The organism is Klebsiella sp. C283, assembly GCF_048822555.1.
Classification (GTDB): Bacteria; Pseudomonadota; Gammaproteobacteria; order Enterobacterales; family Enterobacteriaceae; genus Klebsiella; species Klebsiella quasipneumoniae.
In genome coordinates this window covers 15,118-38,681 of record NZ_JBMEZS010000014.1, presented here as the reverse complement: position 1 = coordinate 38,681, position 23,564 = coordinate 15,118, and the positions used below count along the sequence as shown (strand labels likewise).

The 23,564-nt window shown below is 59.3% G+C and carries 24 protein-coding genes and 1 other annotated feature; of the genes, 15 read left to right on the top strand and 9 right to left on the bottom strand.

The features are described 5' to 3' along the window. The first annotated feature begins 8 nt into the window (after window positions 1-8). From ACOI7Z_RS23605 to ACOI7Z_RS23595, 3 genes are all read left to right on the top strand, one after another. On the top strand, window positions 9-1,091 hold the full coding sequence (locus ACOI7Z_RS23605; RefSeq protein WP_023291454.1) for a hypothetical protein: 1,083 nt from the start codon (window positions 9-11) through the stop codon (window positions 1,089-1,091). Window positions 1,092-1,111: 20 nt separating this feature from the next. After that, window positions 1,112-2,227: a BamA/TamA family outer membrane protein gene (locus ACOI7Z_RS23600; protein ID WP_170927833.1), complete on the top strand. Its 1,116-nt coding sequence runs from the start codon at window positions 1,112-1,114 to the stop codon at window positions 2,225-2,227. 77 nt (window positions 2,228-2,304) lie between these two features. Next, window positions 2,305-3,531, top strand: coding sequence for a DUF3748 domain-containing protein (locus ACOI7Z_RS23595; RefSeq protein WP_087849150.1), 1,227 nt, complete (start codon window positions 2,305-2,307; stop codon window positions 3,529-3,531). Window position 3,532: 1 nt separating this feature from the next. Here the strand turns inward: ACOI7Z_RS23595 and ACOI7Z_RS23590 are convergent, their stop codons facing one another. Next, the gene (locus ACOI7Z_RS23590; RefSeq protein ID WP_023291451.1) at window positions 3,533-3,865 is read right to left on the bottom strand and encodes a YceK/YidQ family lipoprotein; all 333 of its coding nucleotides are present in this window, start codon (window positions 3,863-3,865) and stop codon (window positions 3,533-3,535) included. 245 nt (window positions 3,866-4,110) lie between these two features. Beyond that, window positions 4,111-4,187 (top strand) — a sequence feature (ROSE (Repression Of Heat Shock gene Expression) occurs in the 5'-region of heat shock genes and acts as an RNA thermometer to modulate expression.). Between ACOI7Z_RS23590 and ibpA the strand changes: the two genes are divergently transcribed. The 3 genes from ibpA (at window position 4,181) to ACOI7Z_RS23575 (ending at window position 6,945) form a co-directional block, all read left to right on the top strand. Further along, entirely contained in the window at window positions 4,181-4,594 is a 414-nt protein-coding gene (gene ibpA, locus ACOI7Z_RS23585; protein ID WP_004151523.1) for a small heat shock chaperone IbpA, read from the top strand. Its footprint overlaps the feature before it by 7 nt. 115 nt (window positions 4,595-4,709) lie before the next feature. Continuing rightward, window positions 4,710-5,138 carry a small heat shock chaperone IbpB gene (gene ibpB / locus ACOI7Z_RS23580; RefSeq protein ID WP_023291450.1) on the top strand — a complete coding sequence of 143 codons (429 nt, stop codon included), beginning with the start codon at window positions 4,710-4,712 and terminating at the stop codon, window positions 5,136-5,138. 145 nt (window positions 5,139-5,283) lie between these two features. Continuing rightward, entirely contained in the window at window positions 5,284-6,945 is a 1,662-nt protein-coding gene (locus ACOI7Z_RS23575) for a putative transporter (protein WP_032454425.1), read from the top strand. Here the strand turns inward: ACOI7Z_RS23575 and ACOI7Z_RS23570 are convergent. Then, window positions 6,913-7,659, bottom strand: a complete 747-nt coding sequence (locus ACOI7Z_RS23570) for a GntR family transcriptional regulator (RefSeq protein ID WP_032454424.1) — start codon at window positions 7,657-7,659, stop codon at window positions 6,913-6,915. The two genes, ACOI7Z_RS23575 and ACOI7Z_RS23570, sit on opposite strands and share 33 nt — an antisense overlap. 298 nt (window positions 7,660-7,957) lie before the next feature. Here ACOI7Z_RS23570 and ACOI7Z_RS23565 point away from each other — a divergent pair, with 298 nt between their 5' ends. From ACOI7Z_RS23565 to ACOI7Z_RS23545, 5 genes are all read left to right on the top strand, one after another. Next, entirely contained in the window at window positions 7,958-9,580 is a 1,623-nt protein-coding gene (locus tag ACOI7Z_RS23565) for an alpha-glucoside-specific PTS transporter subunit IIBC (protein WP_087849151.1), read from the top strand. Continuing rightward, complete coding sequence (locus ACOI7Z_RS23560; protein ID WP_017899668.1) at window positions 9,577-10,899, top strand: 6-phospho-alpha-glucosidase; 1,323 nt, start codon at window positions 9,577-9,579, stop codon at window positions 10,897-10,899. The genes ACOI7Z_RS23565 and ACOI7Z_RS23560 overlap by 4 nt, the downstream gene beginning before the upstream one ends. 100 nt (window positions 10,900-10,999) lie before the next feature. Then, on the top strand, window positions 11,000-11,347 hold the full coding sequence (locus tag ACOI7Z_RS23555) for a YidH family protein (RefSeq protein WP_087849152.1): 348 nt from the start codon (window positions 11,000-11,002) through the stop codon (window positions 11,345-11,347). After that, window positions 11,337-11,699 (top strand): DUF202 domain-containing protein, encoded by a 363-nt coding sequence (locus tag ACOI7Z_RS23550; RefSeq protein ID WP_023291446.1) that lies wholly within the window; start codon window positions 11,337-11,339, stop codon window positions 11,697-11,699. Before ACOI7Z_RS23555 ends, ACOI7Z_RS23550 begins: the two co-directional genes overlap by 11 nt. Beyond that, window positions 11,696-12,196 (top strand): regulator, encoded by a 501-nt coding sequence (locus tag ACOI7Z_RS23545; protein ID WP_087849153.1) that lies wholly within the window; start codon window positions 11,696-11,698, stop codon window positions 12,194-12,196. Before ACOI7Z_RS23550 ends, ACOI7Z_RS23545 begins: the two co-directional genes overlap by 4 nt. 3 nt (window positions 12,197-12,199) lie before the next feature. Here the strand turns inward: ACOI7Z_RS23545 and dsdA are convergent, their stop codons facing one another. After that, window positions 12,200-13,528 carry a D-serine ammonia-lyase gene (dsdA, locus tag ACOI7Z_RS23540; protein ID WP_065883523.1) on the bottom strand — a complete coding sequence of 443 codons (1,329 nt, stop codon included), beginning with the start codon at window positions 13,526-13,528 and terminating at the stop codon, window positions 12,200-12,202. A 17-nt stretch (window positions 13,529-13,545) separates the two neighbouring features. Next, window positions 13,546-14,883 carry a D-serine transporter DsdX gene (gene dsdX / locus ACOI7Z_RS23535; RefSeq protein ID WP_048335644.1) on the bottom strand — a complete coding sequence of 446 codons (1,338 nt, stop codon included), beginning with the start codon at window positions 14,881-14,883 and terminating at the stop codon, window positions 13,546-13,548. Between the two features lie 226 nt (window positions 14,884-15,109). Here dsdX and dsdC point away from each other — a divergent pair, with 226 nt between their 5' ends. Next, entirely contained in the window at window positions 15,110-16,033 is a 924-nt protein-coding gene (gene dsdC / locus ACOI7Z_RS23530; RefSeq protein WP_087849154.1) for a DNA-binding transcriptional regulator DsdC, read from the top strand. A 184-nt stretch (window positions 16,034-16,217) separates the two neighbouring features. On the opposite strand, the gene emrD is transcribed toward dsdC, so the two are convergent. From emrD to tisB, 4 genes are all read right to left on the bottom strand, one after another. After that, window positions 16,218-17,402, bottom strand: coding sequence for a multidrug efflux MFS transporter EmrD (gene emrD, locus ACOI7Z_RS23525; RefSeq protein ID WP_032454418.1), 1,185 nt, complete (start codon window positions 17,400-17,402; stop codon window positions 16,218-16,220). Window positions 17,403-17,577: 175 nt separating this feature from the next. Next, window positions 17,578-18,411, bottom strand: a complete 834-nt coding sequence (locus ACOI7Z_RS23520) for a DMT family transporter (RefSeq protein ID WP_023291440.1) — start codon at window positions 18,409-18,411, stop codon at window positions 17,578-17,580. A 66-nt stretch (window positions 18,412-18,477) separates the two neighbouring features. Next, complete coding sequence (locus ACOI7Z_RS23515) at window positions 18,478-18,924, bottom strand: GNAT family N-acetyltransferase (protein WP_004202251.1); 447 nt, start codon at window positions 18,922-18,924, stop codon at window positions 18,478-18,480. Window positions 18,925-19,014: 90 nt separating this feature from the next. Further along, complete coding sequence (tisB, locus tag ACOI7Z_RS23510) at window positions 19,015-19,134, bottom strand: type I toxin-antitoxin system toxin TisB (protein ID WP_004145059.1); 120 nt, start codon at window positions 19,132-19,134, stop codon at window positions 19,015-19,017. A 691-nt stretch (window positions 19,135-19,825) separates the two neighbouring features. On the opposite strand from tisB, the gene ltrA reads away from it, so the two are divergent. Then, entirely contained in the window at window positions 19,826-21,313 is a 1,488-nt protein-coding gene (gene ltrA, locus ACOI7Z_RS23505) for a group II intron reverse transcriptase/maturase (protein ID WP_004178082.1), read from the top strand. 181 nt (window positions 21,314-21,494) lie between these two features. Here ltrA and ACOI7Z_RS23500 read toward each other — a convergent pair whose 3' ends face one another. Next, on the bottom strand, window positions 21,495-21,662 hold the full coding sequence (locus ACOI7Z_RS23500) for a hypothetical protein (RefSeq protein ID WP_014343455.1): 168 nt from the start codon (window positions 21,660-21,662) through the stop codon (window positions 21,495-21,497). Between the two features lie 12 nt (window positions 21,663-21,674). On the opposite strand from ACOI7Z_RS23500, the gene ivbL reads away from it, so the two are divergent. Next, window positions 21,675-21,770, top strand: coding sequence for an ilvB operon leader peptide IvbL (ivbL, locus tag ACOI7Z_RS23495; protein WP_002923286.1), 96 nt, complete (start codon window positions 21,675-21,677; stop codon window positions 21,768-21,770). Window positions 21,771-21,874: 104 nt separating this feature from the next. After that, the gene (gene ilvB / locus ACOI7Z_RS23490) at window positions 21,875-23,563 is read left to right on the top strand and encodes an acetolactate synthase large subunit (RefSeq protein WP_087849570.1); all 1,689 of its coding nucleotides are present in this window, start codon (window positions 21,875-21,877) and stop codon (window positions 23,561-23,563) included. Window position 23,564: the final 1 nt, after the last annotated feature.

Below are 23,564 nucleotides of genomic sequence, written 5' to 3'. Positions count from 1 at the left end.
GATTTTTCATGAATAAACGCCATTATTTGATGTTGGTTACGCTGCCATTCGCCTCTGTTCAGATTTGCGCGGCCGCGGAACCAACGACGCCGCTTGAGCCGGCGTACGCCTATCACGGCGCCGAGCCCGCGGATCTGCCGGCGCCAGAAAGTCGCCAGCCTGCGGCGACAGCATCGTCCTCGCTACTCCCTTTGCTAGGCGACGAGGCCAGAAAGCGTGGCTACGTCCTGCCGCTGCCGTTTGGCGTCAGCATTAACTATATGGATATGCGGCAGAATATTAATGTCGACAGCATTAGCTTCACCGGCCTGTCGCTGGACGGCCGCAATATCGATTGCGGTAAGGATCCTGTTTGTAAACGCGCCGTGAAGCACATTTTCGGAAATGGGCCGGTCTCGCTGGACAACGCCTTCCAGATTGGCGTCGGTAATACGCGGGAAAGCAGCAAAACCGAGACGCTCAAGCTGGATGCCTGGCTGCTGCCGTTTATGAATGTTTATGGTCTCGTCGGACACACCGAGGGGCACTCCATTTCGCAGATTGCCGTCGGGCTGAAGGGGCCGAACGGCAAAGTGGTGCCGATGCCGGGGATGCAGGACCTCGACTTTCGCCTCGATTTTAAAGGCACCACCTATGGGATGGGCACCACGCTGGTGGGCGGCATCGGCAACTGGTTTACCGTACTGGACGCTAACTACACCCAGACGCGCTTTGATATCCTCGACGGCAGCATCGATGCGTTTACCTTTTCGCCGCGCGTAGGCTATCGTTTCAATACGCCATCGGTCGATGCGCTACATCTCCCGGCCGGAAAGCTGAATCTATGGGTCGGCAGCATGTATCAGGACGTGCAGCAAGAGTTTAAGGGTAGCCTTAACGATCTCTCGATGCCGTCGCCGATGCTGCAAAACATGGTCAACCTGGCCAACCAGGACAATCATGGCCGCTTTGATGTGAAACAGCATCTGCAGTCGCCGTGGAACGTGCTGGTGGGAGCGCAGTATGAGCTGACGCAGAATTTTAATATCACCACGGAGTTTGGTTTTGCCGAGCGTAACAGCTTCTTTATCTCCGGCGAGTATCGCTTTTGAGCCGACCGCTTAACCCTGTTCTGTTGCTTCTGACATGGGCGCTATGCGCGCCGGTCCAGGCGCAGGCCATCAGCCGCGAGCAAATCGACGGCTGGCTGCAGCATCTCGGCGCCAGCGATGAATTCGACGCCAGCAAAGGCATTGACTGGGGCGTGATGCCCGGTCCGTTCTATACGCCGGAGCTGGGGCTGGGCATCGGCACTGCCGTCGTCGGTCTCTACCGTCCCGATCCGCAGGATACCACCAGCCAGAATTCCACGCTGACGCTCAGCGGCTACGCCAGCTCCACCGGCGCCTTCGGCCTTAGCGTGAAAAACTACGCTTTTTTTGACCACGACCGATGGCGAATTTTTGTTGATGGATCGATGGCCAACACCCCGACGTATTTCTGGGGACAAGGCTTTCATGCCGGCGATAAAGACAACGAAAAAGAGAAATATACCGCCCAGGTGCTGGCCCTGCGCCCGACGGTCTACCGGCAGCTTATCGACAATGTTTATCTCGGCGCCGGATGGTCGCTGGCGGCACAGAATGCCGATGAGATGGACCATAACGATTTGCCGAAAATTGAAAATACCCCGCAGGGGCCGTCGGTATTCAGCTCGGGCGCCAGCGTCGCGCTCAACTGGGACGATCGCGACTTCGTCCCCAATCCGCGCCGGGGTCAGTATGCCAACTTCCGTTACACCCACTATGCGCCCGGCTTAGGCAGCGATACCCGCTTTGACGAATTTCAGCTGCACTATAGCCATTATCATGCCCTCAGCGAGAAGAGCGTCCTCGCCTGGGAGGCCGATGGCGCTTTCACCCAGGGCGATGTGCCGTGGAGCATGATGCCCATGCTGGGCAGCGATGAGCGGATGCGCGGCTACTATCAGGGGCGTTATCGCGATAAAAACGTCGTTAGCAGCCAACTGGAATACCGCCGGCAGCTCACCTGGCGACACGGGATTGTGGCCTGGGCCGGGGCGGGAACCATGGGGCCATCCATGGATTCCCTGAATGACGGACGCTGGCTGCCTTCGGCGGGCGTCGGCTACCGCTTTGAATTCAAACCTCGCGTTAACGTTCGCCTCGACTACGGTATCGGCAAAGGCAGCAGCGGCTTTTACTTCCAGGTCGGCGAAGCGTTTTAAGCTTGTCGCCGGGCATTAAACCCGCTGCGGATTGCGGTATGCTAAGGCCACTCTAATATCGGCCCGGTCAGCACACCATGAAACAAGTCACTTTTGCTCCCCGTCATCATCAGCTTACCAATGTTAATACCTGGACCCCCGACAGTCAGTGGCTGGTGTTCGACGTCCGCCCGTCCGGTGCGTCGTTCACCGGCGAGACCATTGAGCGAGTGAACGTAACCAGCGGCGCGGTGGAGACCATTTATCGTGCCACGCAAGGCGCGCACGTGGGCGTGGTGACCGTGCATCCAACCCAGGAGCGCTACGTGTTCATTCACGGCCCCGAGCGGCCGGATGCGCAATGGCAGTATGACTTTCATCACCGCCGCGGAGTGGTGGCCTTTCAGGATACCGTCGAGAATCTGGACGCCATGGACATTACTGCCCCTTACACCCCCGGGGCGCTGCGCGGCGGCAGCCACGTCCATGTCTATAGCCCCAACGGCCAGCTGGTCAGTTTTACCTACAACGATCATGTGCTGCACGAGCGCGACCCGGCGCTGGATCTGCGCAACGTCGGCGTGGCCGCGCCGTATGGACCCGTGACGCCGCCGGGCCACCATCCGCGCGAATATGGCGGCAGCCACTGGTGCGTGCTGGTGAGCCGCACGACGCCGACTCCCGCGCCGGGCAGCGATGAGATTAATCGCGCCTATGAAGAGGGCTGGGTCGGGAACCATGCGCTGGCGTTTATTGGCGATACGCTGGCGGAAAACGGCGACAAAGTCCCGGAGCTGTTTATTGTCGATCTGCCGCAGGATGAAGCCAGCTGGAAGCAGCCCGGCGGGGAGCCGCTGGCCGGTACCGCAACCACGATGCCCGCGCCGCCGGCGGGCGTCAGTCAGCGTCGTTTGACCTTCACCCACCATCGCCGTTATCCGGGGCTGGTGAATATTCCACGTCACTGGGTGCGCGCCAATCCACAGACTACGAGCATCGCCTTCCTGATGCGCGACGACGCCGGTGAGGTGCAGCTGTGGCTGATTTCCCCACAGGGGGGCGAGCCGTGGCAGTTGACGCATCACACGTCGGGTATCCAGTCAGCGTTTAACTGGCATCCGTCGGGAGAGTGGCTGGGCTTTGTACTGGAGGGGCGGATTGCCTGCTGTCATGCCGGCACAGGCGATATCACCTTTTTAACCGAGGCGCATGCTCATGCGCCCTCGGCGGACGCGATCGTCTTTTCGCCAGACGGTAAACAGATTGCCTGGATGGAGGAGGTGGACGGTTATCGCCAGCTGTGGGTCACGCAGACCGGGCGATAACTTACTGGGCAGGCATCGGCGCTGGCGGGATCACCGAGTTGGTCGCCAGCGTGGCCTTCTCGCTCTTTTCGACCCGAGATTTGATTGAGCTGTCGGTGCGGAACATATCCCACGGCAGCAGCAGGGTATCCATGACGGCGGTGAACGGCATATCCAGCGCCACCAGCGATTTCACACCCCAGTTGGTATTGTTGTCCCCCAGCGTTTGCGCACTGGATCGCGTGCCCGGATAGGTTCCCTCTTTGCCACCGGTATGTGACATTACGCTGGAGCAACCGCTCAGGCTTATTATCCCGCTGAACAGGACCAGCTTTAACAGTCGTCTGCTTTTCATTGTTCTTCCATCGTCGTTTCGGGCGTTGAGATAACCTTTTAGCGGTTATATCGGGCCATCCCGTGAATGCATAGCGTTATTGCGCCGCACTGTGGCGGGCATCGCACTTTGCTTTTTGTGCTCCTCCCCCCAGTCTAAGCAATCATCGGCAAACTGCAAAAAAAAACGCCCTCAATCCCTTGAAAAGCACGGGGAGAAACCCATTTTATAGGTGTAACCCACTGAGAATACGCCTGAGGGGTATTCCGGATTACCGCGGCCTGTCCACGATGGAAGGTCATTTTGATTCTCGCTGATTTTCAGGAGCTATTTATTATGCGTAACTTCGATCTCTCCCCGCTTTATCGTTCAGCCATTGGTTTCGACCGCCTGTTTAACCTGCTGGAAAACAATCAAAGCCAGAGCAATGGCGGCTACCCTCCGTATAACGTCGAGCTGGTAGACGAAAACCACTATCGCATCGCTATCGCGGTGGCTGGCTTTGCTGAAAGCGAGCTGGAGATCACCGCCCAGGACAATCTGCTGATCGTCAAAGGCGCCCACGCTGCCGAGCAGAAAGAGCGGACCTACCTGTATCAGGGGATCGCCGAGCGTAACTTCGAGCGTAAATTCCAGCTGGCGGAAAACATTCATGTCCGCGGCGCCAACCTGGTAAACGGTCTGCTGTATATCGATCTGGAACGGGTGATCCCGGAAGCGAACAAGCCGCGCCGTATCGAAATCAACTAATTGTCCCCTCAGGCCGCGTGGCGGCCTGATGTAACAACCTGCTCGCCGTCAGGGAGCATATGCGAATTCGCGCAATTCGCAGACATTCACTCGCTTCACAGAAGGAGAAAACAGTATGCGTAACTACGATTTATCCCCCCTGCTGCGTCAATGGATCGGTTTTGACAAACTGGCCAGCGCCCTGCAAACCGCCGGTGAAAGCCAGAGCTTCCCGCCCTATAACATCGAAAAAAGCGACGATAACCACTACCGCATTACCCTTGCGCTGGCCGGTTTCCGTCAGGAAGATCTGGATATTCAGCTGGAAGGCACCCGCCTGGTGGTAAAAGGCACGCCGCAGCAGCCGGAAAAAGAGACCACCTGGCTGCACCAGGGGCTGGTGAGCCAGGCCTTCAGCCTGAGCTTCACCCTCGCCGACAACATGGAGGTCTCTGGCGCGACCTTCACCAACGGTCTGCTGCATATCGATCTGACCCGCCATGAGCCTGAGCAGATCGCCCCGCAGCGCATCGCCATCAGCGAACGACCGGCGTTAAATAGCTAATAAAGCAACCTATTGATAAAGCCCCGATTTTCGGGGCTTTTTTGTGCCGGTCTGTTTGCTGGTATTGTGCGCCAGGCTGCATACAACCCGTCTGGCAGCGGTCATAATCCCTGTTAATAATAATGTTATTCACAGGGACGATACCATGAGTGAGATAGCATTGACGGTCAGCGTACTGGCGCTGGTGGCGGTGATTGGGCTGTGGATCGGCAATGTCAAAATCCGCGGCGTCGGCTTTGGTATTGGCGGCGTGTTGTTTGGCGGCATTATCGTCGGCCACTTTGTCGATCAGGCCGGAGTCGCCCTCAGCAGCCCGATGCTGCATTTTATTCAGGAATTCGGCTTGATCCTGTTTGTCTACACCATCGGTATCCAGGTGGGGCCGGGCTTTTTCGCCTCGCTGCGGGTCTCAGGCCTGCGGCTCAATCTTTTCGCTATCCTGATCGTGATTCTTGGCGGCCTGGTCACGGCGGTGCTGCATAAACTGTTCAATATTCCTCTCCCGGTGGTGCTCGGCATCTTCTCCGGCGCGGTGACCAACACGCCGGCGCTGGGGGCCGGGCAGCAAATCCTGCGCGATCTCGGGGTGCCGTTCGAGGTGGTCGATCAGATGGGGATGAGCTATGCGATGGCGTATCCGTTCGGCATCTGCGGCATTCTGCTGACCATGTGGCTGGTGCGCCTGTTCTTTCGCATCAATGTCGAGAAAGAGGCCCAGCAATTTGAGGAGAGCAGCGGCAACGGCCATGCCCATTTGCACACCATCAACGTGCGGGTGGAGAACCCCAACCTCAATCAGATGGCGATTCAGGATGTGCCGATGCTCAACAGCGACAATATCGTCTGTTCGCGACTGAAGCGCGGTGAGCTGCTAATGGTGCCTGCGCCGGGCACCCTTATCCAGGCCGGCGATCTGCTGCACCTGGTGGGGCGGCCGGAGGATCTGCACAATGCGCAACTGGTTATCGGCCAGGAGGTGGCCACCTCGCTGTCGACGCGCGGCACCGACCTGAAGGTTGAGCGGGTGGTGGTGACTAACGAGAAAGTGCTGGGGAAGAAAATACGCGATCTGCACGTCAAACAGCGCTATGACGTAGTGATCTCCCGGCTTAATCGCGCTGGCGTCGAGCTGGTGGCCAGCAGCAGCGCCAGCCTGCAGTTTGGCGATATTCTCAACCTGGTCGGCCGTCCGGAGGCGATTGACGCCGTGGCCGCCGAGCTAGGTAACGCCCAGCAGAAGCTGCAGCAGGTTCAGATGCTGCCGGTATTTATCGGCATCGGTCTCGGGGTACTGCTGGGATCTATCCCGTTGTTTATTCCCGGCTTCCCCGCCGCCCTGAAGCTCGGGCTGGCCGGGGGGCCGCTGATTATGGCGCTGATTCTCGGGCGCATCGGGAGCATCGGCAAGCTGTACTGGTTTATGCCGCCGAGCGCCAACCTGGCGCTGCGCGAGCTGGGGATCGTGCTGTTTCTGGCGGTGGTCGGGCTGAAATCGGGGGGCGACTTTGTGGCGACCCTTACCCAGGGCGATGGCCTGAGCTGGATCGCTTACGGCATTTTCATCACCGCCATCCCGCTGCTGACGGTAGGCATTCTCGCGCGCATGCTGGCGAAAATGAACTATCTGACGCTGTGCGGCATGCTGGCCGGCTCGATGACCGACCCGCCGGCGCTGGCCTTCGCCAACAATCTGCACGCCACCAGCGGCGCGGCGGCGCTCTCTTACGCTACCGTCTATCCGCTGGTGATGTTCCTGCGGATTATCACCCCGCAGCTACTCGCCGTGCTGTTCTGGGGGCTGAGCTAGCGGGCTGTGCGCCTGGACGCGGCGCAGATGGTAGTCCACCTGATACTCGCTGGCGTTGCGGAACATAACCGAATAGTTAAGAAACTCGCCGCTGTCGCTGTAGGAAAGGGAGGTAATCCGCAGCAGCGGCGTCTGCTCCGGAACGTTCATTGAGCGCGCCAGTTGCCTGTCCGCCAGCACCGGCGTCAGGGTCTCATAGTTCCCGCTGATGATGATCCCGCACTCCTTCTCAATATAATCAAATTTCGATCCCTCCAGATGGCTCAGCGACAGGTTACGGAACAGCTTCACCGGCATATAGCTATCCTCCAGCATCAGCGGCTTGCCGTCGACGAAGCGCACCCGCCGCGAGAAGTAGATCCGTTCATCAATTTTAATTCGCAGCAGGCTGGCGATGGCCGGCGGGGCAGGCATCACTTCGAAGGCTAGCACCTGGCTTACCACCTCTTTACCCTGCTTGCGCAGCACTTCCGCCAGGCCGGTGAGATTGCTGGTTTCATGATGGACGTCTTTACGCGCCACGTAGGTCCCTGAGCCGTGGCGACGGACCACCAACCCCCAGTCCACCAGCAGGTCGATGGCTTTGCGGATGGTCATGCGCGCCACCCCGAACTCCTCGGCCAGTTTTTTCTCTCCCGGCAGCGGGCTGCCGATGGAGAAGTCGGCAGAATTCAGCCGCAGCCGCAGGCGGTCAGCAATGGATTTGTAGATCACCAGTAGTCCTCTTGTACAGGAAAGAGCGAGGTTATTTTCTTCACCTGTTATTAAAAAATAAGTTTTAAGACAGCAGGTTATTATCCATTCATTAGATCGATTTCATCCTTTGGCTTATCGATGTCTAACTTTTGTTAACGAAGTAGACAACTTTGGCCAAATTAAAACCATGAAAGCGATCACGAATCGCAACGGCGCGGCATGTTGTTGGACGGGCAAATTCCTATTCTCGAGTGAGGCCGGTAATCAAGAAAAAGAAGGCCATTCACCCTACGAGTTGTTACATGAGGATTTCCCAATGCTCAGTCAAATACAACGCTTTGGCGGCGCCATGTTTACCCCGGTTTTATTGTTTCCTTTCGCCGGGATCGTGGTCGGTATCGCCATTATGTTGCGCAACCCGATGTTCGTCGGCGAAGCGCTGACCGCACCCGACAGCCTGTTTGCACAGATCGTTCACATCATCGAAGAGGGCGGCTGGACCGTCTTTCGTAATATGCCGCTGATTTTCGCCGTCGGTCTGCCGATTGGCCTGGCGAAGCAGGCCCAGGGCCGGGCCTGTCTGGCGGTACTGGTGAGCTTTCTCACCTGGAACTACTTTATCAACGCCATGGGGATGACCTGGGGCCACTTCTTCGGCGTCGACTTTTCCGTTGAACCCACGGCCGGCAGCGGCCTGACGATGATTGCCGGGATTAAAACCCTCGACACCAGCATTATCGGGGCGATCGTCATCTCCGGCCTGGTGACGGCCCTGCATAATCGCTATTTCGATAAACCCCTGCCGGTGTTCCTCGGCATCTTCCAGGGCTCATCGTTTGTGGTCATTGTCGCCTTCCTCGCGATGATCCCCTGCGCCTGGCTGACGCTGCTCGGCTGGCCAAAAGTCCAGCTGGGTATTGAATCGCTACAGGCCTTCCTGCGCTCTGCCGGCGCGCTCGGGGTGTGGGTCTACATCTTCCTTGAGCGCATTCTGATCCCCACCGGTCTGCATCACTTCGTCTATGGCCCGTTCATCTTTGGCCCGGCGGTAGTGGAGGGCGGACTGCAGGTCTACTGGGCAGAGCATCTGCAGGCGTTCAGCCAGAGTACGGAACCGCTGAAGACGCTGTTCCCGGAGGGCGGCTTTGCCCTGCACGGTAACTCGAAAGTGTTTGGTTCGGTGGGCATTGCGCTGGCGCTTTACTTCACCGCCGCGCCGGAAAATCGCGTCAAGGTCGCCGGCCTGCTGATCCCCGCCACGTTGACCGCGATGCTGGTCGGGATCACCGAGCCGCTGGAGTTCACCTTCCTGTTCATCTCGCCGCTGCTGTTCGCCGTCCACGCGGTGCTGGCGGCGTCCATGGCGACGGTGATGTACATCTGCGGGGTGGTGGGCAATTTCGGTGGCGGCCTGCTCGACCAGTTCTTGCCGCAAAACTGGATCCCGATGTTCCATCACCACGCCTCGATGATGTTCATTCAGATAGGTATTGGTCTCTGTTTCACCGCCCTCTACTTCGTGGTCTTCCGCACCCTGATCCTGCGTCTGAACCTGAAGACGCCGGGCCGGGAAGAGAGCGAAATCAAGCTCTACAGCAAGGCTGATTATCAGGCGTCGCGCGGTAAAACCACGGCGGCAGCCGCGCCAGAGACCCGGCTGGGCCAGGCCGCTGGCTTCCTGCAGGCCCTCGGCGGCGCCAGCAACATTGAAAGTATCAATAACTGCGCCACCCGACTGCGCATCGCGCTGGTCGATATGGCGAAAACGCAAAGTGACGACGTCTTTAAAGCGCTGGGCGCCCACGGGGTAGTTCGCCGCGGCAACGGGATTCAGGTCATCGTCGGCCTGCACGTTCCCCAGGTGCGCGACCAGCTGGAAAACCTGATGAAAGATTCTCTTTCGACCGAACATACCACCATGACGGAGGCAGTATCATGAAAAAATTCTCAGTTGTTATCGCAGGCGGCGGCAGCACCTTCACCCCAGGCATTGTCCTGATGCTGCTGGCAAACCAGGATCGTTTTCCGCTGCGGTCGCTGAAATTTTACGACAACGACGGGGCGCGGCAGGAGACCATCGCCGAGGCGTGCAAAGTGATCCTCAAAGAGCAGGCGCCGGAGATTGAATTCAGTTATACCACCGATCCGCAGGCGGCGTTTACCGATGTTGATTTCGTCATGGCGCATATCCGCGTCGGAAAATATCCGATGCGTGAACAGGATGAGAAAATCCCGCTGCGCCACGGCGTGCTGGGCCAGGAGACCTGCGGACCGGGCGGGATCGCCTACGGTATGCGCTCTATCGGCGGCGTGCTGGAGCTGGTGGATTATATGGAAAAATATTCACCGAACGCCTGGATGCTTAACTACTCCAACCCGGCGGCGATTGTGGCGGAAGCCACCCGTCGTCTGCGGCCGAACGCCAAAATTCTCAACATCTGCGATATGCCGATCGGCATTGAAGGGCGGATGGCGCAGATTGTCGGCCTCAAAGACCGTAAACAGATGCGTGTGCGCTACTACGGCCTCAACCACTTCGGCTGGTGGACTTCGATTGAGGATCTCGACGGCAACGATTTGATGCCGAAACTGCGCGAATATGTGGCGAAATACGGCTATGTACCGCCTTCTAACGACCCGCACACCGAGGCAAGCTGGAACGACACCTTTGCCAAAGCGAAAGATGTGCAGGCGCTGGATCCGCAGACCATGCCGAATACCTACCTGAAATATTACCTGTTCCCGGACTACGTGGTGGCCCACTCCAACCCGGAACGCACCCGCGCCAATGAGGTGATGGATCATCGTGAGAAAAACGTCTTCAGCGCCTGCCGGGCGATTATTGCCGCCGGGAAATCCTCCGCAGGCGATCTGGAGATTGACGAGCACGCGTCGTATATCGTCGATCTGGCGACGGCCATCGCCTTTAACACGCAGGAAAGGATGCTGCTGATTGTGCCGAACAATGGCGCGATCCATAACTTTGACGCCGACGCGATGGTGGAAATTCCTTGCCTGGTGGGCCATAACGGGCCGGAGCCGCTGACGGTCGGCGACATCCCGCACTTCCAGAAAGGGATGATGAGCCAGCAGGTGGCGGTGGAAAAACTGGTGGTCGATGCCTGGGAACAACGCTCTTACCACAAGCTGTGGCAGGCGATTACCCTGTCGAAAACCGTGCCGAGCGCCTCGGTGGCGAAAGCGATCCTCGACGACCTGATTGCCGCCAACAAGGATTACTGGCCGGAGCTGCATTAATCCCCGCCGTTGACCGGCGCCCTGCGGGGCGCCGATGCTTCTCCCCGGTTCCTGATTTACGCTATGCTGAAGCCTGCTGCGCGATGAACAAGGAACCGTCATGAAAATCTCCCGCCTCGGCGAAGCGCCTGATTACCGCTTTTCGCTGGCTAACGAACGCACCTTTCTGGCGTGGATCCGCACGGCGCTCGGTTTTCTTGCCGCTGGCGTCGGTGTTGACCAGCTGGCGCCAGACTTTGCCACGCCGCTGATCCGTGAAATTCTCGCCCTGCTGCTGTGCCTGTTTGCCGGCGGCATGGCCATCTATGGCTATCTGCGCTGGCTGAACAATGAGAAGGCGATGCGCCTGAAGCAGGATCTCCCCTATACCCGGACGCTGCTGGTGATTAGCATCCTGCTGCTGGCGGTGGTGGTCGCGGTGATGTTGCTGGTGCTGTATGGCGGATAAACGCCGGGCGCGGCGGGAAAGCGACCCGGGGCTACAGCCAGAGCGCACCTCCCTGGCCTGGTTTCGCACACTGCTGGGCTATGGCGCGCTGATGGCGCTGGCGATTAAGCACAGCTGGCACCGCGCCGGACTGCCGTTCTGGCTGTCGATCGGCGTGCTGGCGATAGTGGCGGGGATCCTTTGGGGCTATACCCGCCGTCGTCATCTGATGGACGTCGACGACAGCGATTTTTTACAGCCGCGGGCGGTTCGTGACAAATTTTTGATCGCACTCGCAGTACTTTCTCTGGCATTCCTGTTTGCTGTTACTCACCTTCAACAGATCGTTTCATTCATTAGGGATATGTCATGACAGGATGTCCGGCGAATTTGCCTCTCACTCATGCCCCCGGCCAGCAACATGACACTCCCTTTCAGTCGGTAGTGGTCGAGGCGGAGCATTGCCGCCAGCCGCAGGCGTTCTATGCGCAGCTGCGTCAACAGGGGCTTACGGCTATCCATTTTATTCCGCAGCTGGCGGCTGGCGACGCCGCGCTGTGGGGAGAGTTTCTCTGCGCGGTCTTTCACCGCTGGGTGCGGGAAGATATTGGCCGTATCAATATTTTGCTGTTTAGCGAGACGCTGAGCGCCTGGTGCGGCGAGTTGATAACGCAGGCGGGCGCGCCGGCGGCCAACAGCGCCTGCTACGGCTGTCCGTGGCTACGCCTGTGCCGCTGCGGCGAACAGGAAGACCCGCTGTGCGCGGGTTATCGGCAGTTCTACGATCTCAGCGGGCCCTATATGCGAGTGATGCGGGACCTGCGCCGACAGCAGCGGCCGCCAGAGGCGTTGATGCCGCTGCTGCGCTGAAGATTAGCGCCCCTTCGCCAGATACTGCGCCATCTCCTCTTCCGGCACCATTCCGCCGCCGGTGGCCCACACCAGGTGGGTCGCCTGCTGCAGCTGTTGCTCACTCAGTCCCTGCAGCTGATGGTACGCTTTGCTGGCGCAGACGCGCTGCGGTCCGGCCATCCCGGCCAGCGCGGAGGGCTCAAGGCGGATATTTTCCGCTGTCGCCAGCCAGCCCAACATGTCATACATCGTCTGGTCGTCAAGGGTATAGAACCCGTCGAGCAGGCGCTCCATTGCCCGGCCAACGAAGCCGGACGCCCGGCCGACCGCCAGACCGTCGGCGGCGGTCAGGTTATCAATGCCTAAATCCTGCACCGCTATCTGATCATGAAGCCCGGTGTAGACGCCGAGCAGCATGCAGGGAGAGTGGGTCGGTTCGGCGAACAGGCAGTGAACGTGGTCGCCAAAGGCCAGCTTGAGGCCAAACGCCACGCCGCCGGGGCCGCCGCCGACGCCGCACGGCAGGTAGACGAACAGCGGATGGTCGGCATCGACCACCCGTCCTGCTTTGGCGAACTGCGCCTTCAGGCGCTCGCCGGCCACGGCATAGCCGAGGAACAGCGTGCGCGAATTTTCATCGTCGATGAAAAAGCAGTTCGGGTCGGATTCCGCCGCCTTGCGTCCCTGTTCGACCGCCACGCCGTAGTCCTCTTCATACTCCACCACCGTCACGCCGTGGCTGCGCAGTTTGGCCTTTTTCCACGCCCGGGCGTCCGCGGACATATGCACGGTAACCTTAAAGCCGATGCGGGCGCTCATGATGCCTATCGACATCCCGAGGTTGCCGGTTGAGCCGACGGCGATGCTGTACTGGCTGAAGAACTGTTTAAACTCCGGCGTCAGCAATTTGCGATAATCATCTGCGGTAGTTAGCAGCCCGGCCTCGAGCGCCAGCTTTTCCGCATGGGTCAGCACTTCATAAATGCCGCCGCGCGCTTTGATCGAGCCGGAGATCGGCAGATGGCTGTCTTTTTTCAGCAGCAGTTCGCCGCCAATCGGCTGGCCGAATTTTTGCTCGAGGCGGTGCTTCATGGCCGGAATGGCGACCACTTCCGATTCGATGATCCCGCCGCTGACGGCCGTTTCCGGGAAGGCTTCCGCCAGATAGGGCGCGAAGCGCTGAAGGCGGGCATGGGCGTCCTGCACGTCGTCGGCGGTCAGGCCGACGTAAGGTAATCCCTCCGCCAGAGGGGTGGTGGCGGGGTTAAACCAGGTGGTTTCTTTCAGGGCGATCAGATCCTGCACAAGCGGGAAGGTCGCGGTCAAGGTAGTCAATTCAGCGTGTTTCATCATACGTCTCTTTGCGCTCAGATAATGAAAGAAAGCAGGAAGGTGGCGGCCAGTGCAAGTAGCGACGCGATAAAAGTCGCCGTCGTGTAGTACTTGAACGTTTCACTGAGGCTTGCGCCGCAGTACTGTTTGACCAGCCAGAAGAGGGAATCGGTGACGATCGTGCAGCCAATGGCGCCGGAACCGATAGCAATAGCGATGATCTCCGGGCTGACGCCGGGATAGAGCGGCAGCATCGGCGCGACGATGGCGGTGGCGCCCATCATCGCCACGGTGGCGGAGCCGACGGCGGCGTGCAGGATAAGCGCCACCAGCCAGGCCAGCAGAATCGGGTGCATATCGAGGTTCGACAGGATCACCGCCAGGCTATCGGCCAGGCCGCTGGATTTTAAGATCGCGTTGAACGCGCCGCCTGCGCCGATAATCAGCAGGATGTTGGCGATCGACCCAAAGCCATTTTCAGTATGGGTTAGCAGGACGCCCATCCCCATTTGCCGACGAATGCCGAGCATGTAATACGCGACAAAGACGGCGATAAACATCGCGGTGATGGGGTTGCCGATAAATTCCAGCACCGTATACAGCGTGCCGCCTTTCGCCATGTTCAGTTCGGCGACGGTTTTCACCAGCATCAGGCCAATCGGCAGCAGTACGGTAAACAGCGTGGCGCCGAGCGACGGCAGCGTCGACGCCTCGCGGACCTCAAGATTGGCAAATTCGGCCGGGACCGGTTTGTACGGCAGGCGGTTGCCTAACGCTCTGAGAAACAGCGGGCCGCCAACCAGCGAGGCGATCAGACCGACCAGCAGGCCATAGACAATCACTGTGCCAATATCGGCGCCCAGTTTGTTAGCGACAAACAGGGCCGCCGGATGCGGAGGGACCACGCAGTGCACCGCCATCAGCGCGGTACACAGCGGAATAGCCAGCTTCAGCAGCGAGGTGTTGGTTTTTTTGGCGATGGAGAAGGCCAGCGGGATCAGCAGGACCACGCCGACTTCGACAAACAGCGTGATGCCGCAGATCAGGCCGACCAGCACCATAATCACGTCCGCCGACAGCCAGCGGCAGCGCTGCAGCGTCAGGCCGATGCGCTCCGCCGCGCCGGAGACCTCCATCATCTTGCCGAGAATGGTGCCGAGGCCGATCACCGCTGCCAGGAAGCCCAGCGTGCCGCCGATTCCGCTCTCAATGGCGTTGACCATCTCCAGCGGGCCCATTCCCATCATCGCGCCAACGAAAAAGCTCGCCAGCAGCAGCGCCAGAAAAGGATGAAACTTCAGTTTGACGATCGTTAAGACGATTAACACGATGCTGATCAGCAGCGTGCTCACAACCCAGACTTGCGAACCCATATTCCACCTCGCCTGTGAAAAATCTGGCCTTATTGAAGCGAGAAACCTCATGGGCTGACAAACGATATAAATGGGCTTTAAGGTGAGGAGAATTGAATCAAATGGGTGATTTGGCTCAAAAACAGACCATTAAACATGCTGTGGGTCAAATTAATTCACCCTTTAGCGGCAAAACCGGCGTGATTTTTTTATCATCAACAGCCACTGTATTAGCCAGGAGCGCGTGATGGATGTGCTAAAAAACATAGGTACCCGGCTGCTGAACGGCTGGCAGCTTTCCAGGCTGTCGACCTTTGAAGTAGCGGCGCGGCACGAGTCGTTTGCCCTGGCCGCCGACGAGCTGGCGCTCACGCCTGGCGCCGTCAGCCACCGGATTAATCAGCTGGAAGAGGAGCTGGGGATCCTGCTCTTTGTCCGCTCGCATCGCAAAGTTGAGCTGACGCGTGAAGGTAAGCGGGTCTACTGGGCGCTGAAGTCGTCGCTGGATGGCCTCAATCAGGAGATCCTCGACATCAAAAACCAGGAGCTCTCCGGCAGTCTGACGGTCTACTCGCGGCCCTCTATCGCCCAGTGCTGGCTGGTGCCGGCTCTGGGAGACTTTACCCGCCGTTACCCGGCCATCTCCCTCACCGTGCTGACCGGCAACGAGAACGTTAACCTGCAGCGGACGGGCATCGATCTGGCGATCTATTTTGATGATGCGCCGTCGTCGCAGCTGAGCCACCATTTTCTGATGGATGAGGCGATCGTGCCGGTATGTACGCCGAATTACGCGCACCAGCGGCAGTTAATGTCGAATCCGGGCAATCTGCGCCACTGTACCTTGCTCCACGACCGCCAGGCATGGAGCAACGATTCCGGCACCGATGAGTGGTATAGCTGGGCGCAGCAGTTTGCGGTGGACATGCCGCCATCGTCGGGCATTGGCTTCGATCGTTCCGATTTAGCGACGATCGCGGCGATGAACCACCTCGGGGTGGCAATGGGGCGTAAGCGGCTGGTACAGAAGCGGCTGGAGAGCGGGGAGTTGATCGCCCCGTTTGGCGATATGACGTTGAAATGCCACCAGCACTACTATGTGACCACCCTGCCGGGTCGCCAGTGGCCGAAAATCGACGCCTTTATCGAGTGGCTGCATAGTCTGACCTGAAAATGAGCCGGGCTATCCCCCTGTGATGTTGGACAGGCCGGGTTAGGCGTCAGCCGCCACCCGGCAACATAACGGTACGGCGCCTGATAACCGCCCGGCGGCGCTGCGCTTGCGCGGGCCTACAGAGGACAGAACGGTAGGCCGGGTAAGGCGTCAGCCGTTATCCGGGGAGCGGCCGCCGCGCTTATACCGGCTGCTGATGATGGGTAAAGCGCGAGGCCAGCGGCAGCCAGCACAGCAGAATCAACAGGCCCATCAGCATCATCAGCAGCCCGAGACTGCTCTGACCGGTTTGCGGCATCATTGCTGACAGCCAGGCCAGCACGCCGGAACCGATATTCTGCAAGCCGCCAACCAGCGCCCCGGCGGTACCGGCGAGGAACGGGAATGGCTCCATCGCGCCGCTGGTGGCCAGCGGGAACAGCATGCCGGCGCCAAAGAAGAACAGCGCCGCCGGCACCAGCAGGGTCCAGACGGTCATAACGCCCAGCAGCCCCGGGATCCACATCATCAGACCCGCCAGCAGGCAGCAGATAACCGATTGCCACATCAGGGTCGGGAAACGCTTGTTCGGCCGGCCGGCAAACCAGGCGCCGAAGAAGGCGGCCGGGATCGGCAGAATAAACAGAATACTCACCGCCATGCTGCTCAGGCCGAGCACCGCGCCCATCAGTACGCCGGAACAGGCTTCGAATACCGCAATTCCCGCCAGGCCGCCGATCAGCATGAGCAGGTAACAGTTAAAGGCGCCGGTGCCGAACAGCGTTTTGTAGCTGGCCAGAAGTTTGGTGCGCGGCGCGCCCTCCGGGCGCGTTTCCGGCATCCATTTCGCCATGCTAAAGGTCACCCCCGCGCACAGCACCAGCAGGAAGGCGTAACAGGCGCGCCAGTTCCACAGGGTGTCGAGGATGCCGCCGAGCAGCGGGGCAATCAGCGGGCTGACCAGAATTCCCATATTTAACAGGCTATTGGCATGACGCAGTTGGGCGCCTTCGTACAGATCGCGGGGCAGGGTGCGCGCCATCACGCCGCCGACGCCGGTGCCCATCCCCTGCATGGCGCTGGCGGCGATCAGCACCGGCAGGCTATGGGTGGTAATGGCTACCAGCGTCGCCAGCATAAAAATCGACATCCCGACGAGGATCACCGGGCGGCGACCCACGCGGTCGGAGAGCGGGCCGTAAAACAGCTGTGAAATACCGTAGGTCAGCAGGTAGGCCGCCATTACGCTTTGTACCGCCCCTTCGCGGACGTTCAGCGCGACCGCCATGTCGGCGATGGCCGGAATATAGATGGTCTGCGCCATCTGGCCGACGGCCACCAGCAGTACCAGCATCAACAACAAATTGAAGTTTTTATGCCGTTTCATGTCGATGAATACTTTGTGAGTAAATAAAAATGAAGAATATGTGACTGGCACACACCGTAAACGATGGAGGAATCTACCATATAAAAATGACATAACAACTGCAAAGTGCCGATTGTTGAGGGAATTCCAGGCAGATTATGTAAACAGGAACGGCAACTAATGTTGCCATTTCAGGCTACGCGAGGCGCAGGAGGATCGCCCCGGCGGCAATCCCGCAGGCGGCGACGATGCGCAGCGGCATCAGTTGCTCTTTCAGGACGATAAACGCGATCAGCGCGCCGAACAAAATGGAGGTTTCACGCAGCGCGGCGACCACCGCCAGCGGCGCCTGAGTCATCGCCCACAGCGCCAGGCCGTAGGAGCCCATGGTGCCGATCCCGCCGAGGATACCTATTCGCCAGTGCAGGCGTAGATAGCGGCTGGCTTCAGCGCGGCGGGTCATCATTGCCCAGCTTAGCAGGCAGAAGCCGTTCATAAAAAAGGTCCACAGGGTGTAGCCCAGCGCGGAGCCCGCCAGCCGGACGCCGGTGCCATCCACCAGCGTATAGCCGGCGATAAAGCAGGCGTTGATCAGCGCCAGCACGATGCCTTTGCGGGAGCTGGCGCGGCCGTTAAAGGCCATCGCCAGAATGGCCAGGCAGATGACGCCGATGCCCAGCCAGGCCAGCGGCGACAAACGATCGCCGAGAAACAGCACGCTTATCGCCGCCACCAGCAACGGGGCAGTCCCCCGCATCAGCGGATAGGTCTGGCTCATATCCGACACCTGATAGGTCTTCGCCACCAGCACCGTATACACCACCTGTAACGCGCACGACGCCAGCAGATAGGGGGCGCTGGCCAGCGTGGGCTGCGGGGCAAAGGGCAGCATCACCAAGGCGATCAGCGCGGCCGAGCCGCTGACGCCGATCGCCGCGTACATTTTATCGCCGCTGGCTTTGACAATAGCGTTCCAGCTGGCGTGCAGCAGGGCGGCGAACAGCAAAATGCAGAATACGGTGAGGGTCATCGCAGACAGGTTCAACAGTGAAGGTCACCGGACTGTAACACGCGCCCGCGCTGCCAGCCAGCGGGGCTACAGCGAACAAAACAGGCGATGCGTCACCCGCGGTTCATCGTACACCGGGCGAAAGCCAAGTCTTTCATAAAAGGGCCAGGCCTGCGCCGGAGCGTGGGTGTTGAGAAAATCGAACCAGGCGCTGGAGTGGGTGATAACCGAGACCAGCAGCTGCTGGCCGATCCCCCGGCGGCGGTAGCGCTCGCTGATGTAGAGGTGGCGAATACGCCCGGCCCGCGGCTGGGGGCTGAAGGGATCGCTATTGATGCCGCATACCCCAACCAGCTGGTGATTCACGAAGGCGCCCAGCAGCGTTTCGCCCGGCGCGGTAAAGCGGTTTTTGCCGCTCTGCCAGTTTTCCGCCAGGCGGCGCAGCATATTGAAATGCTGTTCAAGGCTTTCGGTGCGCAGCGCCGCGAACCCCGGGGCATCCGGCGTCGTGGCGGCAATTAACAGGGGTGGCATAGCTTCCTCCATCAAGTCATCCCGGGACGCCCGGCGGGCGCCTGCAGGGGGGCGGTTTCCCGCCCCCCTCAGGTGCGACTTGAACCTGAATCAGCGGAACTGTTTCAGGACTGCATCAAGTAGTTGCAACACAGCAACCATGAGTTTCAGGATTAAAATAATAATATCCATTCCGCCCATACGCGCGTCTCCTGTGGTTAAGGAGCACAATAAGCTGACGTACCTTTCCGCTGCCCGTTGTCAGCTTATCCCTGCCTGTCGCCGGCGGCGTCGCCCTGGCCTGTGGTGGCTCCTTCCGTGGACGGCTTCCCGGCCCGCCGCCTGCAACGACAGGGGTGCGCAGCGCTGAACCACGCGTTGCCGCGCGGGCCAGTAACTGCACGTTGTTGACGTAACACAGTGTGCTCTCTCGGGGTTAAGGCACTGACGGCACCACCCGTTTCAGCCAGGACTTCGTTGCGCCGGTCAAACTTGCGGCCCCCGAATGGCACACCGTGAACACACCCAGTATAGATAAATACTGTATGTATGAACAGTGTGCGCCGGGAGACCGGTTAGAGATCAAGGGGTGAAAGTCCCCGACCATTGAAGGACCAGCAATCCACAAGGTCCCCGAGTCATGCGTTGCATACCGCGAGGTATGGGGCGAAGCGTTGACAGGGGTGTTGACAGGCCAGCCATTGAGCCACGAAATGTATATTAAATTACCGGGTGCCGACGTTGTACTGTTAACGGAAGGCAACATCATAGGGTGCGATACTGCGAGTGCCACATGGACCCGGCGGGGTCTGAGACCCTGGCATGTCAATACGATCTCTACGCGGGAACCGGGAGATCTCCCCTCTGACCATCTGCCAGTGTCGGAGATGGCCCGCACCGGGAAGACGAGGAGTCATAGCCGGTGATGTACGGAGAGGAGAAGTCGGACTCGCTCATAGTAGCGGCGAAGCAGGCGAACAACCCGAAAGGAGCGGAGTCAGTGGAGCGAAGGAGCGGGGCCAAGGGGAACGCGGAACAGCCACACATGCGCCGGACACAGAGCCGGGAAAGCATGTCACAGAGGCTGTCACGCGTGCGGGAAGCTGCGAAGCAGCGGAAGAAAGAACGGTTTACAGCATTGTTCCACCTGCTGACAGTCGAAGCACTGGAAGCCGCATTCCTCTCCCTGAGCAGGAAAGCGGCCGCCGGAGTGGATGGCATCAGGTGGATGGACTACGCCGGAAACATGAAGAACAACATAACAGATCTGCACCGGAGGCTACATCAGGGCAGCTACAGGGCGCAGCCCGGCAGGCGTCACTACATCCCAAAAGCGGATGGAAAACAACGCCCGCTCGGCATCGCCTCGCTGGAGGACAAGATCGTCCAGTATGCGCTGGTGAAAATCCTGAACGCAGTCTATGAAAACGACTTTATGGGGTTCTCATACGGGTTCAGACCCGGGCGAAGCCAGCACGATGCACTGGACGCACTGGCCACAGGGCTGGTACGCACTAACGTAAACTGGGTACTGGATGCCGACATCAGTCAGTTCTTCGACAGGGTGAGCCACGAATGGCTGATCAGGTTCACAGAGCATCGGATCGGCGACCGGAGGGTAATCAGGCTCATACGTAAGTGGCTCACAGCCGGGACGTCGGAGGAGGGTCAATGGCGAGCAACGGAGGAAGGCACCCCACAGGGTGCGGTCATCTCACCGCTGCTGGCAAACATATACCTCCACTACGTCTTCGATCTGTGGGCGCATCAGTGGCGACGTCGCTATGCCACAGGCAATGTGGTAATGGTCAGATACGCCGATGACATCGTCATCGGGTTCGACAAACGATACGATGCCCGGCGCTTCCGTATAGCCATGCAGCGCAGACTGAGGGAGTTCGGACTCACGGTTCACCCGGAGAAAACCCGTCTGATGGAGTTCGGCCGCTTCGCTGCCGAAAACCGTGCCATCAGGGGAAAAGGCAAACCAGAAACGTTCAACTTCCTCGGGTTCACGCACATCAGCGGGAAAGATCGCAACGGCAGGTTCATGCTGATACGAAAGACCCGCCGGGATCGGATGACGGCAACTCTGAAAGCCATCAAAGACGGTCTGCGAAGGCGCTGGCATTACTCAATCCCCGAACAGGGAAAATGGCTCAGGAGAGTGGTTCAGGGATACCTGAACTATCACTCGGTACCGGGCAACTTCCCCACCATGCAGAAGTTCAGGACACACGTAACAAACCTCTGGCGCCGGGCGCTCAGGCGCAGGAGCCAGAAGGATGATACGACCTGGACGAAAGCAAACAAACTGGCAGCCGCATGGCTACCAAGGGTTCGGGTTCTTCATCCATGGCCTGTGGAGCGGTTCACCGCCAGACACCCGAGGCAGGAGCCCGGTGCGTAAATCGCGCACGCCGGGATCTGTGCGGGGGGTATCCGGTAACGGGTATCCCTACCGCGACATTTTTTGGACAAATCCGCCGCGCTATCCCATACTCTATGACAGAGAAAAACCGACCTTAAATTGCGCGAACTGCAGCGATCGCGTATACTTTTGGCGTTGACGTAATACAGTGTGCTTGCGGCTACCACCTGTAACCATGCTGATAAAAACCTCGCTCCGGCGGGGTTTTTTGTTTTCTGCCCTTTTGCGCCGAACTGTGATCTTTCGCGCAAATTTTCGTGGATGAAAATAAATCCATTGTGAAAACGTAAAACCTGTGTTTGTATAAATTCAGCTTATTTTTCGACACAACAGGTCCCTAATGAACGCAACCCTGATCGCTTCGACCCTACTAAAAACCGCGCCTGCCGCGGTGGTCGTCGTGTCTGTGGTGGTCGTCGTCGGCAATGCGCCGTAGGGTCCGGAACAACACGAATTCCAAACCCCGCCGGCGCAAACCGAGCGGGGTTTTTTGTTGGCGAGCCCCCCGGTAAAGTCGGCCCAGAAGAAAAGGACTGGAGCATGGCAAGTTCGGGCACCACATCAAATACAATGCGCTTTACCGGCGCGCAGCTGGTTGTTCATTTACTGGAACGCCAGGGTATCACTATGGTTAGCGGCATTCCGGGCGGCTCCATCCTGCCTATCTACGATGCCTTAAGCCAGAGCACGAAGATCCGCCACATCCTGGCGCGCCACGAGCAGGGCGCGGGCTTTATCGCCCAGGGGATGGCGCGTACCGAAGGCAAACCGGCGGTCTGTATGGCCTGCAGCGGCCCGGGGGCGACGAACCTGGTGACGGCGATCGCCGATGCCCGCCTGGATTCGATTCCGCTGGTCTGCATCACCGGCCAGGTGCCGGCATCGATGATCGGCACCGACGCCTTCCAGGAAGTGGACACCTACGGCATCTCTATCCCCATCACCAAACATAACTATCTGGTGCGCGACATCGCCGAGCTGCCGCAGGTGATCAGCGACGCCTTCCGTATTGCTCAGTCCGGGCGTCCCGGACCGGTGTGGATAGACATTCCTAAGGACGTACAGTCGGCGACCATTGAGCTGGAAACGCTGCCGGAGCCGGGCGAGCGCGCCGCAGCGCCGGCATTCGCCCCCGAAAGCGTGCGCGAAGCGGCGGCGATGATCAACGCGGCGAAGCGTCCGGTGCTCTATCTGGGCGGTGGGGTGATTAACGCGCCGCAAGAGATCCGTGAGCTGGCGGAAAAAGCCAACCTGCCGACCACCATGACCCTGATGGCGCTGGGCATACTGCCGAAGGCGCACCCGCTGTCGCTGGGGATGCTGGGCATGCATGGCGCGCGCAGCACCAACTTCATTCTGCAGGAAGCGGATTTACTGATTGTTTTAGGCGCGCGTTTTGATGACCGGGCGATTGGCAAGACCGAGCAGTTCTGCCCGAACGCGAAGATTATCCACGTCGATATCGACCGCGCCGAGCTGGGCAAAATTAAGCAACCGCACGTGGCGATTCAGGGCGATGTGGCGGAAGTCTTAGCCCAGCTGAACCCGCAGGTTGAGGCGCAGCCGCGCGAGGAGTGGCGCCAGCTGGTGGCCGACTTGCAGCGCGAATTCCCCTGCGCCATCCCGCAGGAAAGCGACCCGCTCTCCCATTATGGCCTGATTAACGCCGTGGCCGCCTGCGTGGATGATGAAGCGATCATCACCACCGACGTAGGCCAGCACCAGATGTGGACGGCGCAGGCCTACCCGCTCAACCGTCCGCGGCAGTGGCTGACCTCCGGCGGTCTTGGCACCATGGGCTTCGGCCTGCCGGCGGCGATCGGCGCGGCGCTGGCGAATCCGCAGCGCAAGGTTATCTGCTTCTCCGGCGACGGTAGCCTGATGATGAATATTCAGGAGATGGCCACCGCCGCTGAAAATCAGCTGGATGTAAAAATTATCCTGCTGAACAACGAAGCGCTGGGGCTGGTGCATCAGCAGCAGAGCCTGTTCTATCAGCAGGGGGTTTTTGCCGCCACCTATCCGGGGATGATTAACTTTATGCAGATTGCCGCCGGTTTTGGCCTGCAAACCTGTGATTTAAATAACGAAGCCGATCCGCAGGCGGCGCTGCAGGCGATCATCGACCGTCCGGGGCCGGCGCTGATCCACGTGCGCATCGACGCGCAGCAGAAAGTGTATCCGATGGTACCGCCGGGTGCGGCTAATACTGAAATGGTGGGGGAATAAG

Coding starts and splice junctions, on each gene's coding strand:
- ACOI7Z_RS23545 (WP_087849153.1), top strand. CDS start 11,696: ATGACAGGATGTCCGGCGAATTTGCCTCTCACTCATGCCCCCGGCCAG.
- ACOI7Z_RS23590 (WP_023291451.1), bottom strand. CDS start 3,865: ATGAAAAGCAGACGACTGTTAAAGCTGGTCCTGTTCAGCGGGATAATA.
- ACOI7Z_RS23550 (WP_023291446.1), top strand. CDS start 11,337: ATGGCGGATAAACGCCGGGCGCGGCGGGAAAGCGACCCGGGGCTACAG.
- dsdX (WP_048335644.1), bottom strand. CDS start 14,883: ATGGGTTCGCAAGTCTGGGTTGTGAGCACGCTGCTGATCAGCATCGTG.
- ACOI7Z_RS23520 (WP_023291440.1), bottom strand. CDS start 18,411: ATGACCCTCACCGTATTCTGCATTTTGCTGTTCGCCGCCCTGCTGCAC.
- dsdA (WP_065883523.1), bottom strand. CDS start 13,528: ATGAAACACGCTGAATTGACTACCTTGACCGCGACCTTCCCGCTTGTG.
- ilvB (WP_087849570.1), top strand. CDS start 21,875: ATGGCAAGTTCGGGCACCACATCAAATACAATGCGCTTTACCGGCGCG.
- dsdC (WP_087849154.1), top strand. CDS start 15,110: ATGGATGTGCTAAAAAACATAGGTACCCGGCTGCTGAACGGCTGGCAG.
- ACOI7Z_RS23565 (WP_087849151.1), top strand. CDS start 7,958: ATGCTCAGTCAAATACAACGCTTTGGCGGCGCCATGTTTACCCCGGTT.
- ACOI7Z_RS23560 (WP_017899668.1), top strand. CDS start 9,577: ATGAAAAAATTCTCAGTTGTTATCGCAGGCGGCGGCAGCACCTTCACC.
- ACOI7Z_RS23555 (WP_087849152.1), top strand. CDS start 11,000: ATGAAAATCTCCCGCCTCGGCGAAGCGCCTGATTACCGCTTTTCGCTG.
- ACOI7Z_RS23575 (WP_032454425.1), top strand. CDS start 5,284: ATGAGTGAGATAGCATTGACGGTCAGCGTACTGGCGCTGGTGGCGGTG.
- emrD (WP_032454418.1), bottom strand. CDS start 17,402: ATGAAACGGCATAAAAACTTCAATTTGTTGTTGATGCTGGTACTGCTG.
- ivbL (WP_002923286.1), top strand. CDS start 21,675: ATGAACGCAACCCTGATCGCTTCGACCCTACTAAAAACCGCGCCTGCC.
- ACOI7Z_RS23605 (WP_023291454.1), top strand. CDS start 9: ATGAATAAACGCCATTATTTGATGTTGGTTACGCTGCCATTCGCCTCT.
- ACOI7Z_RS23515 (WP_004202251.1), bottom strand. CDS start 18,924: ATGCCACCCCTGTTAATTGCCGCCACGACGCCGGATGCCCCGGGGTTC.
- ACOI7Z_RS23595 (WP_087849150.1), top strand. CDS start 2,305: ATGAAACAAGTCACTTTTGCTCCCCGTCATCATCAGCTTACCAATGTT.
- ibpB (WP_023291450.1), top strand. CDS start 4,710: ATGCGTAACTACGATTTATCCCCCCTGCTGCGTCAATGGATCGGTTTT.
- ibpA (WP_004151523.1), top strand. CDS start 4,181: ATGCGTAACTTCGATCTCTCCCCGCTTTATCGTTCAGCCATTGGTTTC.